Annotated in this window: 16 protein-coding genes; 2 read left to right on the plus strand and 14 right to left on the minus strand. The window is 65.8% G+C overall.

The annotated features are described in order from the left end of the window. Nucleotides 1-204 precede the first annotated feature (204 nt). Nucleotides 205-1,182 (minus strand): LysR substrate-binding domain-containing protein, encoded by a 978-nt coding sequence (locus QTH97_RS09840; protein ID WP_286567931.1) that lies wholly within the window; start codon nucleotides 1,180-1,182, stop codon nucleotides 205-207. A 60-nt stretch (nucleotides 1,183-1,242) separates the two neighbouring features. Between QTH97_RS09840 and QTH97_RS09845 the strand changes: the two genes are divergently transcribed. Then, on the plus strand, nucleotides 1,243-2,697 hold the full coding sequence (locus tag QTH97_RS09845) for an amidase (RefSeq protein WP_286567932.1): 1,455 nt from the start codon (nucleotides 1,243-1,245) through the stop codon (nucleotides 2,695-2,697). On the opposite strand, the gene QTH97_RS09850 is transcribed toward QTH97_RS09845, so the two are convergent. Together QTH97_RS09850 and QTH97_RS09855 are read right to left on the minus strand one after the other, a co-directional pair. Continuing rightward, nucleotides 2,694-3,632 carry a 2-hydroxyacid dehydrogenase gene (locus QTH97_RS09850; RefSeq protein ID WP_286567933.1) on the minus strand — a complete coding sequence of 313 codons (939 nt, stop codon included), beginning with the start codon at nucleotides 3,630-3,632 and terminating at the stop codon, nucleotides 2,694-2,696. The two genes, QTH97_RS09845 and QTH97_RS09850, sit on opposite strands and share 4 nt — an antisense overlap. A gap of 67 nt (nucleotides 3,633-3,699) precedes the next feature. Next, the gene (locus QTH97_RS09855; RefSeq protein WP_286567934.1) at nucleotides 3,700-5,532 is read right to left on the minus strand and encodes an ABCB family ABC transporter ATP-binding protein/permease; all 1,833 of its coding nucleotides are present in this window, start codon (nucleotides 5,530-5,532) and stop codon (nucleotides 3,700-3,702) included. Between the two features lie 40 nt (nucleotides 5,533-5,572). Here QTH97_RS09855 and QTH97_RS09860 point away from each other — a divergent pair, with 40 nt between their 5' ends. Further along, nucleotides 5,573-5,995 carry an acyl-CoA thioesterase gene (locus QTH97_RS09860; RefSeq protein WP_286567935.1) on the plus strand — a complete coding sequence of 141 codons (423 nt, stop codon included), beginning with the start codon at nucleotides 5,573-5,575 and terminating at the stop codon, nucleotides 5,993-5,995. Nucleotides 5,996-6,018: 23 nt separating this feature from the next. On the opposite strand, the gene QTH97_RS09865 is transcribed toward QTH97_RS09860, so the two are convergent. The 11 genes from QTH97_RS09865 to QTH97_RS09915 all read right to left on the minus strand — a co-directional run bounded on the left by QTH97_RS09865 (nucleotide 6,019) and on the right by QTH97_RS09915 (nucleotide 16,990). After that, nucleotides 6,019-6,783, minus strand: a complete 765-nt coding sequence (locus QTH97_RS09865; RefSeq protein ID WP_286567936.1) for an enoyl-CoA hydratase — start codon at nucleotides 6,781-6,783, stop codon at nucleotides 6,019-6,021. Between the two features lie 26 nt (nucleotides 6,784-6,809). After that, on the minus strand, nucleotides 6,810-7,406 hold the full coding sequence (locus QTH97_RS09870) for a 2-hydroxychromene-2-carboxylate isomerase (RefSeq protein WP_286567937.1): 597 nt from the start codon (nucleotides 7,404-7,406) through the stop codon (nucleotides 6,810-6,812). Nucleotides 7,407-7,419: 13 nt separating this feature from the next. After that, the gene (locus QTH97_RS09875) at nucleotides 7,420-8,166 is read right to left on the minus strand and encodes an SDR family oxidoreductase (protein ID WP_286567938.1); all 747 of its coding nucleotides are present in this window, start codon (nucleotides 8,164-8,166) and stop codon (nucleotides 7,420-7,422) included. A 4-nt stretch (nucleotides 8,167-8,170) separates the two neighbouring features. After that, complete coding sequence (locus QTH97_RS09880; RefSeq protein ID WP_286567939.1) at nucleotides 8,171-9,001, minus strand: acyl-CoA thioesterase; 831 nt, start codon at nucleotides 8,999-9,001, stop codon at nucleotides 8,171-8,173. Between the two features lie 77 nt (nucleotides 9,002-9,078). Beyond that, nucleotides 9,079-10,278 (minus strand): acetyl-CoA C-acyltransferase, encoded by a 1,200-nt coding sequence (locus QTH97_RS09885; RefSeq protein ID WP_286567940.1) that lies wholly within the window; start codon nucleotides 10,276-10,278, stop codon nucleotides 9,079-9,081. Nucleotides 10,279-10,289: 11 nt separating this feature from the next. Then, on the minus strand, nucleotides 10,290-12,689 hold the full coding sequence (locus tag QTH97_RS09890; RefSeq protein WP_286567941.1) for a 3-hydroxyacyl-CoA dehydrogenase/enoyl-CoA hydratase family protein: 2,400 nt from the start codon (nucleotides 12,687-12,689) through the stop codon (nucleotides 10,290-10,292). 124 nt (nucleotides 12,690-12,813) lie between these two features. Then, nucleotides 12,814-13,248: a DUF2147 domain-containing protein gene (locus tag QTH97_RS09895; RefSeq protein ID WP_286567942.1), complete on the minus strand. Its 435-nt coding sequence runs from the start codon at nucleotides 13,246-13,248 to the stop codon at nucleotides 12,814-12,816. A gap of 5 nt (nucleotides 13,249-13,253) precedes the next feature. Further along, nucleotides 13,254-15,050: an acyl-CoA dehydrogenase C-terminal domain-containing protein gene (locus QTH97_RS09900; protein WP_286567943.1), complete on the minus strand. Its 1,797-nt coding sequence runs from the start codon at nucleotides 15,048-15,050 to the stop codon at nucleotides 13,254-13,256. Nucleotides 15,051-15,116: 66 nt separating this feature from the next. Beyond that, complete coding sequence (locus tag QTH97_RS09905) at nucleotides 15,117-15,806, minus strand: TetR/AcrR family transcriptional regulator (protein ID WP_286567944.1); 690 nt, start codon at nucleotides 15,804-15,806, stop codon at nucleotides 15,117-15,119. A gap of 150 nt (nucleotides 15,807-15,956) precedes the next feature. Further along, on the minus strand, nucleotides 15,957-16,421 hold the full coding sequence (locus QTH97_RS09910; protein WP_286567945.1) for a hypothetical protein: 465 nt from the start codon (nucleotides 16,419-16,421) through the stop codon (nucleotides 15,957-15,959). 53 nt (nucleotides 16,422-16,474) lie between these two features. After that, on the minus strand, nucleotides 16,475-16,990 hold the full coding sequence (locus QTH97_RS09915) for a hypothetical protein (RefSeq protein WP_286567946.1): 516 nt from the start codon (nucleotides 16,988-16,990) through the stop codon (nucleotides 16,475-16,477). Nucleotides 16,991-17,114 lie beyond the last annotated feature (124 nt).

The following is a 17,114-nucleotide window of genomic DNA, read 5'->3' on the forward strand; positions in this document are numbered from 1 at the left end:
GACTAAGGAAATGCAAACGAAATTCTAGACTGTCAGTATTGGTGTGCTACCGGGACCAACCCGGTGCACCGTGCACCGACCCGAGCGTTCTCCAGCGGCCGGGATACCGCGGTGGTGCATCAGGGTCTTTTTTCGTTGCGCACCCTTTGCTAAGCAGCCTTTGTGCCCGAATGACTCCGGGTTGGTGCGCCGCACAAAGCGCCCTCAAGACGACGCCGGCTGCGTCCCCAACAGGTAGGCCCACAGGGCTTCCACGGAACCCTTGGCTCGCGGGGCCGGCGCATCGGCCTTGCCCGGCCGACCGCTCGTCTTGGCGGGGGCGGACGGCCGCTCGCGATAGGCGCGAATCTCCATCGTCGCCTCCAGGCGGTCAATCTCGGGCGGCAGCGCACTCACCAGCGTGCGGGCACGGATCTCCTTGCGCACCGCGCTTTGCGGCAGGAAGGCGATGCCATGGCCTTCGAGCGCCATCACCTTGAGTCCCTCGGCCATGTCGGTTTCGTAGACGCGGTCGAGGTGGATCGCGGTGCCCGACTCCTTGAGCAGCTGGTCGACCACGCGCCCGAGGTAGGCGCCCGGCGCATAGCCGAGGTAAGGCAGTGGCTGGCCGGCGCGCCCCGGCAACCGATAGCGCGGCGCACCTTCGGCGTCGGGCTTGACCCAGGGTGCCACCACTTCCTCGCCCAGGCTCACCATCTCGTATCGGTTGGCGTCCAGCGGCAGGGGCTGTGAGGGATGGTGGTAGGCGATCAGCAGATCGCAACTGCCCTCGACCAGGCGGAGCACGGCGTCATGCACGTTGAGCGCGATGAGCCGGCTTTTCAGCGGCCCGAACTGCTCGCGCAGGCCCGTGACCCAGGCCGGGAAGAAAGTGAAGGCCAGCGTGTGCGGGATGGCGACCTCGATCACGTCCTGCGCCGCCGCCGAATGGCCGCGCAGCATGGCACGCGTGCTCTGCAGCGCCTGCAGCATCTCGATTGCCTGGCCGTACAGCGTCTGGCCGGCCGGAGTGAGCCGCGTCGGGTAGGAGCTGCGATCGACTAGGTCGGTGCCGGCCCAACCTTCGAGCGCCTGGATGCGGCGGGAGAACGCGGGCTGCGTCACATGACGCAACTGGGCCGAGCGGCTGAAACTGCGAGTCTCCGCAAGGCTGACAAAGTCTTCGAGCCACTTGGTTTCCATGAACTGATTATGCGAGGGCTGCGACATACTCCAAGGGCCTTACGGAGCCACGTTTTCGCCATGCACGCTGACGACCTTCTCAATCTGGATGCCACCACCCTGTCCCGCCGGATCGCCGCACGCGCCGTGTCGTGCCACGAACTGATGGCCGCAGCGCTGGCGCGGATCGAGGCGCTCAATCCGCGCTTCAACGCCATCGTGTCCTTGCGCAATCCGCAGCAGCTCCTGGACGAGGCGAGCGAGCGCGACGCGCAACTCGCGCGTGGCGAACGGCTCGGGTGGATGCATGGCTTCCCGCTCGCGGTGAAGGACCTCAGCCATGCCACGGGCCTCCCGACCTCGATGGGCTCTCCGCTCGCGCCCCGCTCGCCGGCGCGCAATGACAGCCTGCACGTATCGCGCATGCGCAAGGCCGGCGCCATCGTCATCGGCAAGACGAACACGCCCGAGTTCGGCCTCGGCTCGCACACCTACAACACCGTGTTCGGCACGACGCTGAACGCCTACCTGCCCACCCTGAGCGCGGGCGGCAGCAGTGGCGGTGCGGCGGTCGCGCTGGCCTTGGGCATGTTGCCTGTGGCCGATGGCAGCGACATGGGTGGCTCGCTGCGCAACCCCGCGGCGTTCAACAACGTGATCGGCTTCCGCCCGTCACGCGGCCGGGTTCCCGGCTCGCCGGACGAGGAACTGTTCCTGCAGCAGCTTGGCTGCGAAGGTCCGATGGCGCGCACCGTCGAGGACGCCGCGCGCCTTCTCGCCGTGCAGGCGGGCTTCGACCGGCGGGTGCCGCTGTCGCTGACCGACGCGCTGCCTTCCCCCGACGCGATGGAACTCGACAGCGATGTGAAGGGTCTGCGCATTGGCTGGCTCGGCAGCGTATGGCCGGATCTGCCGCTCGCGCCAGGCGTGCGCGAACTTTGCGAAGGCGCACTGCAGACCTTCCGCGATCTCGGCTGCGAGGTCGAGCCGCTGCAGCTCGATGTGCCGCGAGAGCAGAACTGGACCGCCTGGCTTCGTTTGCGGCAGTTGCTGGTCGGCGGCAAGCTGGGCGCCGCGTACGCCGATCCCTCGCTGCGCGAACGGCTCAAGCCCGAGGCCCGCTGGGAAATCGAGCAGAGTCACCAGCTCGACGCCGCAGCGCTCTACCAGGCCTCGGTCTATCGCTCCAACGTCTTCCGTGCCTTCGTCCGCGCATTCGAGGGCTTCGATGTCGTTGTCGCGCCCACGGCGCAGGTCTTTCCCTTCGACGCGAAGCTCGACTGGCCCGCCGCAGTCGGTGAGGTGGCGAGCGACACCTACCACCGCTGGATGGAAATCGTCACGCCCTTCACGCTTGCCGGACTCCCCACGCTCAACGTGCGTGCGGGCTTCGGCGAAGGCGGCCTGCCGATGGGCCTCCAGATCGCAGGCCCGATCCACCACGACCTCGAAGTGCTCCGCCTGGGCCACGCCTACGACCGCGCCTGCGGCTGGGGCGTTGTCCAGCCATCGGTGCTTGGCGATCTGCCGGCCTAGATGGGCGACACCACGCCGCGGCCGGCAAAGTGGCCCTCGGCGTTCGCCATGAAGCGGTTCACCGACGCCTGAGTCGCCTCGGGCGACCAGCCCGCCATGTGCGGCGTCAGCAGCACGTTGTCGAGGCCGACAAGGGGCTCGGGCCGCTTGGGCTCGCTTTCGTAGACGTCGAGGCCGGCGCCCGCGATGCGGTTCGCGCGCAGCGCGGCGGCCAGCGCGTCGGTATCGACCACGCTGCCGCGCGAGATGTTGACCAGAAAGCCCTGGGGACCGAGCGCGTCGAGGATCTCCGCGTTGATCAGGTGCCGCGTTCCCGCTCCGCCCGGCGTGGCGATCACCAGCACGTCGGCCCATTCGGCCAGAGCCTGGAGGCTGTCGAAATAGCGGTGCGCGGCACCTTCGCGCGGCTTGCGATTGTGATAGCCGACTTCCATGTCGAAGCCGCTCGCGCGCTTGGCGATCTTCTGGCCGATGGTGCCCAGCCCCAGGATGCCGAGCTTCTTTCCCGACACATTGGGCGGCTGCGGGATCTCCTCGCGCCACACGCCTTCGCGGCATTGGCGATCGAGGGTGCGAATGCCGCGCACGACGCCGATCAACAAACCGAAGGCGTGATCGGCCACGCAGTCGTCATTGGTGCCCGCGCCGTTGGCGGCCACGATGCCGCGCGCACGGATGGCATCCATCGCGAGGCCTTCGAAGCCCGCGCCCATGGCGCAGACGAGTTCGAGCTTGGGCATGGCGGCGATCTCCTGCGCCGTGATGCCGATGACGCCGATGGTCAGCACCGCGCGGAACTTCGCGCCGTGCGCTGCAATGGCTGCCGCGCGCTCGGCCTGCGTGGGCGCATAGGTCAGGTCATAGCCCGCGGCCAATTGCGCCTGATGGGCGCTCGAAAGACTGTTGAGCACCAAAAGAGGAATCTTCTCGGACATTCAATTTGCTCCTGGGTAGGTTGAGCCCGTTCGCGCGGCCCGAATGCTGCGCGATCGGCCAAAAGGTTCAAAGCACGGGCGCGGCCTCGAGCTTCTGCAATCTCCACATCTGTGCGTACTTGCCTTGCCGGGCCAGCAGGTCCGCATGCGTGCCGCGCTCGACAATCACACCGCTTTCGAGCACGAGGATCTCGTGGGCATCGACCACCGTGGAGAGGCGGTGCGCGATCACGAGCGTGGTCTTGTTGCGCGCCGCGCTTTTGAGCTCGGACTGGATCGCCCGCTCGTTCGCCGAATCGAGTGCCGAAGTCGCCTCGTCGAAGATCACGATCGGCGGGTTCTTGAGCAAGGTGCGCGCAATGGCCACGCGCTGCTTCTCGCCGCCCGAGAGCTTGAGCCCGCGTTCGCCCACCGTGGTTTCGTAGCCTTTGGGCGTGTGCACGATGAAGTCATGAATGCGCGCCGCGCGGGCGGCCTGCTCGACTTCCTGCCGGCTGGCGCCGGGGCGGCCGTAGGCGATGTTGTATTCGACCGTGTCGTTGAAGAGCACCGTGTCCTGGGGCACGATGCCGATCGACTGACGCACGCTCGCCTGCGTCACCTCGCGGATGTCCTCGCCGCCGATGGTGATGCGGCCCTGCTGCACGTCGTAGAAGCGGTAAAGCAGCCGCGCCATCGTCGACTTGCCCGAGCCCGAGGGCCCGACCACGGCCACCGTCTCGCCGGCCGGGATCTCGAAGCTCACGTTCTTGAGGATCGGCCGCGCGGCCTCGTAGGCAAAGCTCACGTTCTCGAAGCGCACGGTCGAATCGGCGCCGGTGAGCGGACGCGCATTCGGCGCATCGCGCACCTCGCGCTCCTTTTCGAGCAGCACGAACATCTTGTCGAGATCGGTCAGGCTCTGCTTGATTTCTCGGTAGATCACGCCCAGGAAGTTCAGAGGGATGTAGAGCTGGATCATGAAGGCGTTGACCATCACCAGGTCGCCCAGCGTCATGTGCCCATCGACCACGCCCTGCGTGGCACGGTAGAGCATCGCGACCAGGCTGACCGCGATCAGGCATTGCTGGCCGGCGTTGAGCAGGCTCAGCGTGGTCTGGCTCTTGACGGCCGCCTTGCGGTAGCGCTCCAGGCTGGCGTCGTAGCGGCCCGCCTCGAAGTTCTCGTTGTTGAAGTACTTGACCGTCTCGTAATTGAGCAGCGAATCGACCGCGCGGCTTTGGGCCACGGAATCGAGTTCGTTCATGGTCTTGCGGAACTGCGTGCGCCATTCGGTGACGATGACGGTGAACGCGATGTAGACCACCAGCGCCGCCAGCGTGATCCAGACGAAACCCGAATCGAACTTCACGCCCAGCACCGTCAGCACCAGCGTGAGTTCGATGATGGTGGGCACGATGCTGTAGAGCGACATCGAGATCAGCGAATGCACGCCGCGCGTGCCGCGCTCGATGTCACGCGTCATCCCGCCGGTCTGGCGTTCGAGGTGAAAGCGCAGGCTCAGTGCGTGCAGATGCCGGAAGACTTCCAGCGAAATGCTGCGCGCCGCGCCCTCCGTGGCCTTGGCAAAGACCAGTTCTCGCAGTTCATTGAAGACAGCCGTGGAAAGCCTGAGCAGGCCATAGGCGACCAGCAGGCCGACCGGCACCACCAGCAGCGCGGCCGCGCTGCCGGGCTTGATCGACATCGCATCGACCAGGTTCTTGAGCAGCACCGGCACCCCGACGTTGGCGACCTTGGCGCAGATCATGAAGGCAAGGGCCGCCATCACCCGCCACTTGTAGTGCCACAGATACGGGAAAAGCCTGCGCAGCGTGGCCCAGTCGGAACGGTCGCTGCGGGCAGGCTGGCTGCCTGAAGCCTGGTGAGGAGAGGAAATTGCTTCGCCGCTGCGGCGCATGGGGGACAATCAAGGGTGTTACTTGCTCCAGATTGTGCCCATGTCCGCCACTTCCAGTCCCAACCTCACCGCCAAGCTCAAAAGCCTTCCGGCCGACATGGAGCTGGTGCTCAAGGTGATTCCGATGCCGGCCGACTGCAACGCCAACGGCGACATCTTCGGCGGATGGGTGATGGCGCAGTGCGACCTGGCCGGCTCCGTGATCCCGGCGCGCTACGCCAAGGGACGGATGGCAACCGTCGCCGTCAACGAGTTCGTGTTCAAGCAGCCGGTGCGGCTGGGCGACATCCTGTCGTTCTACTCCAAGCTGGAGAAGATCGGGCGCACCTCAGTCACTGTGACCGTGGAAGTGTTCGCCGAACGCTTCAAGGCGCAGGGCGAGTACATCAAGGTGACCGAGGCGACCTTCACGTACGTCGCGATAGACGAATCCGGGCGCCCCAGGCCGATTGAAAAGGACTGACGGCTGCGCGCCGCCAGCCAGCCTCAGACCTTCGAGAAATCGGGCCGGCGCTTTTCCATGAAGGCCGTGAAGGCCTCGCGCGCCGCCGGTTCGCGAAGCATGCGGCCGAAGCTCTGGCCTTCTTCGCCCATACGCTCCAGCACGACCGCCTGCTGCGACTTCTTCATCAGCCGCTTGGTCTCGATCAGCGCGCTCAGCGGCTTGGCGGCCAGCTTGCGCGCCTGCGCCTGGGCGATGGCGTTGGCCTCGGTCGGCGGTACCACGCGATTGACCAGACCCACTTCCAGAGCCGCTTCGGCCATGAAGGGCTCGCCCAGCAGCAGCGCCTCGGCCGCGCGGTGGTAGCCGAACATCTGCGGTACCAGCAGGCTCGACGCCGCCTCGGGGCACAGGCCGAGGTTCACGAAAGGCATCGAGAAAGCGGCGTTGTCACCCGCGTAGACGAGGTCGCAGTGGAACAACATCGTCGTGCCGATGCCCACCGCCGGGCCGCACACGGCCGCCACGATAGGCTTCGGAAAAGTCGCGATGCCGCGCAGGAACCGGAAAACCGGCGATTCCTGCGTCGACGGTGGCGCATTCAGGAAGTCGCCGATGTCGTTGCCGGCGCTGAAGATCGTGGCGTCGCCCTGGATCAGCACCGCGCGCACCGCGCTGTCCTGCTCGGCCTTGCCCAGCGCATCGGCCAGTTCGCCGTACATCGCGCTGGTGATCGAATTCTTCTTGTCGAGGCGGTTGAAAGTGATGGTCATCACACCGGCTTCGGTGTGGACGAGGATGTCGCTCATGGTGAGTCCTTGCAAAGAAAAGAGGTTCAGGCGCCGAGCGCCTCGCGCACGAAGTCGAGCCGGTCCTGGCCCCAGAACATCTGGTCGCCGACGAACATGGTCGGCGCGCCGAAGACGCCACGCCGCACGGCGTCCTGGGTCGCGGCCTTGAGCTGGTCCTTGACATCCTGCGCGTTGGCGAGTGCCAGCATTTTCGCGGGATCGAAGCCCGCCTCCTGCAGCACGGCGCCGACCGTCGCCGGGTCGTTCAGGTTGCGCGGCTCGATCCACATCGCGTGGAACATGGCATCGACGTAGGCCCGAAAGCGCTCGGGTTCGTGCATCTGCATGCCGGTGGCACCGCGCATCAGCAGCAGCGTGTTGATCGGGAAGTCCGGATTGTGGCGAAGCGGAACTCCATAGCGCCGTGCAAAACGCGCCAGGTCGGCGAATACATACGGGCCCTTGGCGGGGATGGTCGCAGGCGAATGGTTGCCGGTGGCCTGGAACACGCCGCCCAGCAGCATCGGCTTCCACACCAGTTCGGCGCCCACGTCGGCGCACAGGTGCGGCAACTGCGTGGCGGCCAGGTAGGAGGCGGGGCTGCCGAAATCGAAATAGAAATCGACGGATCTCGTCGTCATGTGCGTTGTCTCCTCAGAACTTCTCGGACCACGGCCGCAGGTCGAGCTCGTGGGTCCAGGCGTCGCGCGGCTGCGAATGCAGCATCCAGTACGCGTCGGCGATGTGCTCGGGATTGAGGATGCCATCCTGCGCCTTCAGCGCATAGCGCTCGGGGAAGGTGCTGCGGATGAACTCGGTGTCGATCGCGCCATCGATGATCGAGTGCGCGACGTGGATGCCGCGCGGGCCGAGTTCGCGCGCCATGCTCTGCGCCAGCGCGCGCAGCGCCATCTTCGCGCCCGAGAAAGCGCCGAAGTTGGCCGCGCCGCGCATCGATGCGGTGGCGCCGGTGAAGATGATCGTGCCGCGATGCGCGCCTTCCGGCAGCTCGCGCGCCACCATGCGCTTGGCCACCTCGCGTCCGTTCAGAAAACCGGAGAAGCAGGCCATCTCCCAGACCTTGAAGTACTTGCGCGCCGTTTCGGTCAGGATGCTCTCGGGCACGTTGGCGCCGATGTTGAAGACCAGCACCTCGATCGGCCCCACGGTCGATTCGATCTGCTCGACCAGCGCGACGACTTCCTCTTCCTTGCGCGCGTCGCTGGCAAAGGCGTGCGCCTTGCCGCCCTCGGCCTCGATCTGGGCGACCAGGGGCTGGAGCTTTTCGAGGCTGCGCCGTGTAACGCAGGTCGCGTAGCCGCCCCGCGCAAAACGGCGCGCGATGGCGCCGCCTGTGGCATCGCCTGCGCCGACGATCAGTGCCGATTTCGTGCCCGCCATGGCGTCATTCCTTGAAGTAGACGATCTGGCTGCTGGTTGCCAGGAGTGCGCCGGATTCGCTCCAGAGCTGCGCGGCCTGGTCGAAGTAGCCGTTGCGGAACTCCTGCCCCGTCGCGCGTCCCAGCAAGTAGCCGGTGCCGATCTCGGCCAGCAGTTGGGCATCCGTGTGGAAGTAGGTCGTGATCGACACGGTGCCGATCGGCACGTGCGTCGCGCGGCGCAGCCAGACGCGCGGATAGAAGGTGTCGCTCAACGCGGCCAGCGAGGCGAAGTCCAGCGGCCGCGGCTCCCAGTCGCGCAGCCACATGCGCGTCTCGCTGTGGTCGCCGCTGCCGTCCCAGCGTGTGGGAATCGAGCCGCTGATCGGGCGCATCTCGTACCGCTCGAGCCACGCGACCCGTGCCGGCCCGATGCTCAGCCGCTCGACCCGTTCGGGCGACGGCACCTCGGGCATCGGAAGATCGTTGACGCCCCAGGTCTCGCGCCGCACCGCCGTGACCACGGTGGCCGTCGTCGTGACATGGGTCTTGCCCTCGCTGCCCGACTGGGTCATTTGCACGGTCCAGTGCTGCGTGGAGCGATTGGTGCGCACTGGCACGGCCTGCACTTCGAAAGCGCCGGCTTCGAGCGCCGCTGCGTAGTTGACCGTCAGCGCGATCGGCTCTCCGAGCAGGTCCGGATGCCGCAGCACCGACTGCAACATCACGGCCGCCGTCGTGCCGCCGAAGGGCCCGACCATGTTCCAGTAGTCGGGGCTCGTGGCCCCGGTGAAGAGCCCCGCCTGGATGTCGCTGTGCTCCAGTGCGAGGGCCTTGTCGAGAGGGTGTGATTTCATGGCCGCAGTGTGCCTCCGTGCCGATGGATCATGCAGTCGTATCGGAGACGCCTGCGCCTGCTCACAAACCCTGAGGCTTACACGCGCTCGAAGATGCCCGCCGCGCCCTGCCCCATGCCCACGCACATCGTGACCATGCCGTACTTCAGCTTCTTGCGCTGCAGTGCGTGGACCACCGTCGCGGAGCGGATCGCGCCCGTCGCGCCCAGCGGATGGCCCAGTGCGATCGCGCCGCCCATCGGATTGACCTTGGCCGGATCGAGACCCAGCGTGTTCATCACCGCAATCGATTGCGCCGCGAAGGCTTCGTTGAGTTCGATCCAGTCGATGGCGTCCTGCGTCAGCCCCGCATAGCGCAGCGCGGCCGGGATCGCCTCGATCGGGCCGATGCCCATGATGTGCGGCGGCACGCCCTTGCTGGCAAAGCTCACGAAGCGCGCGAGCGGCTTCAGGTCGTACTGCTTGCAGGCCTTTTCGCTCGCGATGATCAGCGCGCCTGCACCGTCCGAGGTTTGCGAGCTGTTGCCCGCCGTGACCGAACCGCGGGCCGCGAATACGGTGCGCAGCTTGGCGAGACCTTCGATCGAGGTGTCGGGACGTGCGCCTTCGTCGAGGCTGACGGTGCGGGTCTTGACGGTCGACTCGCCGGTCGCGAGATCGGGCGTGCGATCCGTGACTTCGATCGGCGTGATCTCGTCGGCAAACTCGCCGGCCTGTTGCGCGGCCAACGCGCGCTGGTGCGACTGCAGCGCGAAGGCGTCCTGCGCCTCGCGGCTGACCTTCCACTGCTGTGCCACCTTCTCGGCCGTAAGACCCATGCCGTAGGCGATGCCCACGTCACCGTCGCGCTCGAAGATCGAAGGCGACAGGGAGGGCGAATTGCCCATCATCGGCACCATGCTCATGCTTTCGACACCGGCCGCGATCATCACTTCGGCCTCGCCGACGCGGATGCGATCGGCGGCCATCTGCACCGCCGACAGGCCGGAGGCACAGAAGCGGTTGACGGTGATACCGCCGATGCTGTTGGGCAGGCCCGCCAGCACCGCGCCGATGCGCGCAACATTGAGGCCCTGCTGCGCCTCGGGAATTGCGCAGCCGCAGATGATGTCCTCGATCACCTTGGGGTCGAGCCCGGGCACCGCCGCGAGCGCCGCCTTCAGCGTGGTCGCGAGCAGGTCATCGGGCCGGTAGTTGCGGAAGTAGCCGCGATGCGACTTGCCGATCGGCGTGCGGGTGGCGGAGACGATGTAGGCGTCCTGGATTTGCTTGCTCATGATGTCTGTCCTTAGTTGCGCACGGGCTTGCCGGTGCTGAGCATCCCCATGATTCGCTCTTGCGTCTTGGGATGCACGATGAGCGAGCAGAAGGCCTTGCGCTCGAGCGTCATCAGGTATTCCTCGGTCACCAGCGAGCCGGCATCGACGTCGCCGCCGGTGACGACGCCCGCGATCAGGCTCGCGATGTGAAAGTCGTGGGCACTGATGAAGCCGCCGTCACGCATGTTGACCAGCTGGCCCTGGATGGTCGCGGCGCCGCTGCGGCCCGCGACCTTGAACTGCCGGCGCAGCGGCGGACGCCATCCGGCGTCGGCCATCGCCTTGGCCTGCTGCAGCGCGACATAGAGCAGTTCGTCCTTGTTGGGAACGATCACGTCGCTGTCGAGCAGGAAGCCGAGCTTCTTCGATTCCAGCGCACTGGTGCCGACCTTGGCCATGGCCGCTGCGGTGAAGCCTTCGGTCAGGAAGGGCAGCAGGTCGGTGCCGGTCGATGCGGCCGCGTTTTCGGCGGCGCGGCGAGCGATGTAGGTCAGGCCGCCCGCACCCGGGATCAGGCCGACGCCGACTTCCACTAGGCCGACATAGCTTTCCATCGCGGCGACACGCCTGGCCGAGTGGATGGCCAGTTCGCAGCCACCGCCGAGCGCCATGCCGCGCACGGCCGAGACGACCGGCACACTGGCGTAGCGGATCTTGAGCATGACCTTCTGCAGCTCTTCCTCTGCGGCTTCAACCGCGCCGATTCCGGCAACGACGAAGGCCGGCAGCATCGCCTGCAGATCGGCGCCGACCGAGAACATCTCGTCGGGCGACCAGATCACCATGGCCTTGTAGTCCTTCTCGGCCAGCTCGACGCCGGCGGCCAGTGCCTCGGCAACGTCGGGGCTGATGGCGTGCATCTTCGAATGGATGCTCGCGATGAGGACTTCGCCGTCCAGCGTCCAGAGGCGCACGTCGCCTTCGTCCTGGATGGTCGTGCCGGCGCTGTTCGCATCGGGTGCATTGGCGCCCAGCACGCTCTCGGGGAACAACTGGCGCTCATGCACCGGCAGGCGGCGCGGGGCGATGAAGGTGTTCTTTGATGCGCTCCAGGAACCTTCGGGCGTGTGCACGCCTCCGGCTTCGGCGACCGGGCCTTCGAGAGCCCACTTCGGCAGCGGTGCCGTCGACAGCGCCTTGCCGGCATCGATGTCTTCCTGGATCCATTGCGCAACCTGGGTCCAGCCGGCTTCCTGCCAGAGTTCGAAGGGACCCTGCTTCATGCCGAAGCCCCAGCGCATCGCGAGGTCGATGTCGCGCGCGCTCTCGGCGATGGTTTCGAGGTGCACGGCGGCGTAGTGGAAGCTATCGCGCAGGATGGCCCACAGGAACTGGCCCTGCGCACCTTCGCTCTCGCGCAGCAGCTTCAAGCGCTGGGCGGCTGGCTTCTTGAGCATGCGGCCATAGACCTCGTCGGCCTTGTCGCCCGAGGGCACGTACTCGCCCTTGGCAAGGTCGAAGCGCAGGATGTCGCGTCCGGCCTTCTTGAAGAAGCCGGCCTTGGTCTTCTGGCCCAGGTTGCCGAGTTCCAGCAGCTTGGCGAGCACCGGCGGCGTCGCGAAGTTGGAGTAGAACGGATCGCTCTTCTCGTCGAGGTTGTCCTGCAGCGTCTTCACGACATGGGCCATCGTGTCGAGGCCCACCACGTCGGCGGTGCGGAACGTGCCCGAACTCGCGCGGCCGAGCTTCTTGCCCGTGAGGTCGTCCACCACATCAGGCGTCAGGCCGAACTTCTCGACTTCCTTCAGCGTGGCCAGCATTCCGGCGATGCCGACGCGGTTGGCGATGAAGTTGGGTGTGTCGTGCGCGCGCACCACGCCCTTGCCGAGCGCGCTGGTGACGAAGGTTTCGAGCTGGTCCAGCACTTGAGGCTCGGTGGTCGGCGTGTTGATCAGCTCGACCAGGAACATGTAGCGCGGCGGATTGAAGAAGTGGATGCCGCAGAAGCGCGGCTTGAGCGCCTCGGGCAGCGCTTCGCTCAGCTTGGTGATCGACAGGCCCGAGGTGTTCGAGGCCAGGATGGCGTGCTTGGCGACGTGGGGGGCGATCTTCTTGTAGAGATCGAGCTTCCAGTCCATGCGCTCGGCGATCGCCTCGATCACGAGGTCGCATTCGCCGAGCTTGGCGAGATCGTCCTCGTAGTTCGCGGCTTCGATCAGGCCCGCGTCGGCCACGTCACCCAGCGGAGCAGGCTTGAGCTTCTTGAGGTTGTCGATGGCACGCGTGACGATGCCGTTCTTCGACCCTTCCTTGGCGGGCAGGTCGAACAGCACGACCGGCACGCGCACGTTGACAAGATGGGCAGCGATCTGCGCGCCCATCACGCCGGCGCCGAGCACGGCGACTTTCTTCACTTGAAATCTGGACATAACTGGGCCTACTAGAGTTCTGATTGATTCGAAAAACACCGTGCAACCGGGTGCGCCGGGCCACCGGTGTCGCGCCCTTGAGGGGCGAGGCGGCCATACGAAGTGCGCAAGCAACGGGGGAGGTTCATGGAACACGGTTCCAGGTTTGGGTGCGCCAGAACGGACCGAGGTAGCCGCGCACCTCGAGTTTCTTGCCGCCATCGATGGGCGTGAAGCTCGCGCGGTATTCCTTGCCGTTCTCGGGGTCGAGGATCTTTCCGCCTTCCCAGACGTCCTTGCCCTCGGCCTTCTTGCCGCCCCGGATGATTTCCAGGCCGGCAATGGGCTTGCCCTTGCGGTCGTCGGTGCACTCCTCGCACACGGCGTCGGGCTTCGCGTCCTTCCGGAGCGTCTTTTCGATGCGGCCTTGCAATGCACCGCCCGGTTCACCGATGCGAATCTCGGCCTTGGCCTCGCCGGTCTTGTCATCGACGCTGCGCCAGAGCCCCACGGGACTCATCTGCGCGGTGGCCGACACGGCACCGGCGGCGAGGACGACGGCTGCGAAGAGCGCTTTCATGGCGTTCAGGCCAGTGCGGCGTCGGTGTTCATCAGCGGCGCGCTGCCGGCCCGTGCGGTGCGCATCAGCGTCGCGGTCTCCGGGAACAGCTTGGCAAAGTAGAAGCGCGCGGTCTGCAGCTTGGCCTGGTAGAACGGATCTGCATTGCCGGCAGCGATCTCGCGCAGCGCGGCGCGCGCCATCAGCGCGAACATGTAGCCGAACACGAAGTGGCCTGCGACGCGCAGGTAGTCCACCGCGGCGGCGCCGACTTCGTCCGGATTCTGGAAGCCCTTGAAGCCGATCTCGGTCGTGAACTTCGTGAGCTGGTCGCCCAGCACGGCGACGGGCGTGATGAATTCGCTCATCTTCTCGTTGACGCCTTCTTCCTCGACCAGCTTGCCGACGAGCTTGCCGAACTTCTTCAGCGTCGCACCGTTGTTGCCCAGCACCTTGCGGCCCAGCAGGTCCAGCGACTGGATGGTGTTGGTACCTTCATAGATCATGTTGATGCGGTTGTCGCGCACGAACTGCTCCATGCCCCATTCCTTGATGAAGCCGTGGCCACCGAAGACCTGCATGCAGGCGTTGGTCGCGATGTGGCCGTTGTCGGTGATGAAGGCCTTCACGATCGGCGTCAGCAGCGCGACGATTTCGCCGGCGTCCCTGCGCACCTTCTCGTCGGGATGGTGATGCTCCTTGTCGAGCAGCAGGGTGCAGTAGATCGCCAGCGCGCGGCCGCCTTCGGCGTAGGCCTTGGCGGTCATCAGCATCTTGCGCACGTCGGGGTGCACGATGATCGGATCGGCGTCCTTGTCCTTGGCCTTCACGCCGGAGAGCGAGCGCATCTGGATGCGGTCCTTGGCGTAGGCGAGCGCATTCTGGAAAGCCACTTCGGTCAGGCCCAGCGACTGGTTGCCGACGCCCAGGCGGGCGGCGTTCATCATCACGAACATCGCGGCGAGGCCCTTGTTGGGCTGGCCGACCAGCGTGCCGGTGGCGCCTTCGAGCACCATCTGCGCGGTGGCGTTGCCGTGGATGCCCATCTTGTGCTCCAGGCCGCCGCAGTAGATGCCGTTGCGGCTGCCGAGCGAACCGTCGGCCTTGACGTTGAACTTCGGCACCACGAAGAGGCTGATGCCCTTGCTGCCCTTGGGCGCGTCCGGCAGGCGGGCGAGCACCAGGTGGATGATGTTGGCAGCCATGTCGTGTTCACCGGCCGAGATGAAGATCTTGTTGCCCGTGAGCTTGTAGGTGCCATCGGCCTGCGGTTCGGCCTTGGTGCGCAGCATGCCGAGGTCGGTGCCGCAATGGGGTTCGGTCAGGCACATCGTGCCGGTCCATTCGCCGCTCGTGAGCTTGGGCAGGTAGGTCTTCTTCTGCTCGTCGGTGCCGTGCGCGGCGAGGGCCTCGTAGGCGCCGTGCGAGAGGCCCGGGTACATCGTCCACGCCTGGTTGGCCGAGTTGAGCATCTCGTAGAAACACTGGTTCACGACGAAAGGCAAGCCCTGGCCGCCGTAGGCAGGATCGCACGACAGCGCCGCCCAGCCGCCTTCGACGTACTGCGCATAGGCGTCCTTGAAGCCCTTGGGGGTCTTGACCTCGTGCGTGCTCTTGTCGAGCACGCAACCTTCTTCGTCACCACCGATGTTCAGCGGGAAGGTCACCTCGGAAGCGAACTTGCCGCCCTCTTCCAGTACCGCATTGATGGTCTCGGCATCCACCTCTGCATGCTTGGGAAGCGCCTTGAGCTCTTCGGTGACGTTCAGCACCTCGTGCATGACAAACTGCATGTCGCGAAGAGGAGGGGTGTAGGCGGGCATGTGCGGATCTCCGGGGAAGAAAAGTTTGAAGAGGAAAAATGAAAAAGGGGCGCGGGGGCCGCGCGCTCAGCGCACGGTCTTGAGCCGGCGGCGCGCCGGAGCGGCGCTCGCGGTAGCGGCCGGCGCGTCAGGCGATGCACAGCGCGCAAGGATGTTGTCGAAGCCAGCGTTGGCGCGCGCCAGCGAATCGGGCGAGCGCAGGAATCGCGCCTCGTAGTGGAGCGCCAGGATCAGGGCGTGGATCTCGAAGGCGATCTGCTTCTCGTCGGCGTCGGCACGCAGGTGGCCTTCTGACTTGGCCTGTACGACGGCGCGGTACATCGCCGCGAGCCAGGTGTTGACGGAATCTGCCAGCGCATCGCGCACCGGGCCGGGCCGATCGTCGAACTCGACGGCACCACTGATGTAGATGCAGCCAGAATCGATTTCAGCCGAAGTGCGCTTCATCCAGTTCGCGAACATGGCGCGCAGACGCGGCAGGCCGCGCTCGGCTTCGAGCGCGGGGTAGAACACTTCCTGCTCGAAACGCGTGTGGTACTCGCGCACCACCGAGATCTGAAGTTCCTCGCGCGAGCCGAAATGGGCGAACACGCCGGACTTGCTCATCTGCGTGACTTCGGCCAGCGCGCCGATCGACAGGCCTTCCAGGCCAATCTGGGCGGCGAGGTTCAGCGCCGCGTCAATGATGACGGCCTTCGTCTGCTGGCCCTTCTGGGGCGCACGGGCTGTCTTGGCGGAGGCGACGGTGTCGGACATCGAGAGAGTTGAAAATAAAACGAACGATCGTTCTATTTTGCAGCAGTTTCGGAGCTTCCGAAAGAAAAAAGACCTACAAAACTTGCAGGTCTTTCTTTGAAGACGCCAGATGCACGATTACGGCCTGAGGGACGGCTCAGGCGCCGACTCCTAATGCAACGTTCCCCAACGGAAGACGGACGGTTCCGCCGTCGCCCATTTCCACCCGTTCGCGCCATGGCAGGCTGTCGTGACGAAGCGGACCGGCGACGGAGTGGTCGGCTCGGCGTCAATGTCTTCGACGGAGAATGCAGCCTCCTTGCAGGCGGCCAATGGCGTTGTGAATTCGCGCACCACGGTCACCTCGCCCTGTTTGTTCCCATAGGGCACAGGATGGCGCACCTCCCATGGCAGACGCTCGCCGACGGCCATCTGGCCCACCATCGCAGCGATGCGATCCTGTTCTTCGCGGCTCAGATAGCGCATCGCAGCCTTGACCGATTCATCGACTCCGGCCTGTACGCCGATCCCGATCGCCACGCCCACTGCCGGATTGGAAGTAGCGGCACCGGATGCGAGGCCCGCGACCGCACCCGTGAGGCCGCCTGCGGCGCCGCAAGCCGTCAGTGCAGCCACGGCAATGAGCGCGGCGAACAGCCTCGGCGTCCTGCCCGACAGATACCGGCATCTCACTGCAACGAACCCCATCGCTCGGTGGCCGGTTCCGCCGATGCCCAGGCCCACCGACTGCCGCTGCGGCAGATGGCGGCCACATAGAACTCGCTGGCCGGCAATGCGTCCTTGCCGCTCTGCTCCACCGAGACAACGATTTCCTTGCAGTCAAGTTCACCGGAACTGATGATGCGGCTCACCGCCACCCGGCCGGATTGCTCCGGCTCCAGCGGAAGCGAGAGCACGGTCTTCCACGGCTTGACCTGGCCGACCTTGAGTGGACCGGCCGCCAGCGCGATCTGCTCTTGAACTTCTCCGTGGATCTTGCGCTCGTGATATTGAACGCCGGCCCGGGCAAGGGCCTGCACCGCGATACCGATGCCGGACGCCACCGCAGCGCTGTCAGTGATGGCACCGGCAATGGCACCACCCGCAATGCCGGCGCCGGCCGAGGCGCTTTCGGCGATGAGCGAACTGCAGCCGCTCAACATCAACATGGAGGCCAATGCACAGCCTCCCAACCATCTCTTCATCTGCTCTTCCCTTTAGCAGGCTGCTGAAGTACCAGGCGCGCCGAAGTCATCCTGCGCACTGAAGGCGGCGGTTGTGTGATTTCGACGTTCCAGGGTCGCTGTCGGCGCTGTTTTCCCGCTTCGA

This window comes from Variovorax gracilis (assembly GCF_030317115.1).
GTDB lineage: Bacteria > Pseudomonadota > Gammaproteobacteria > Burkholderiales > Burkholderiaceae_C > Variovorax > Variovorax gracilis.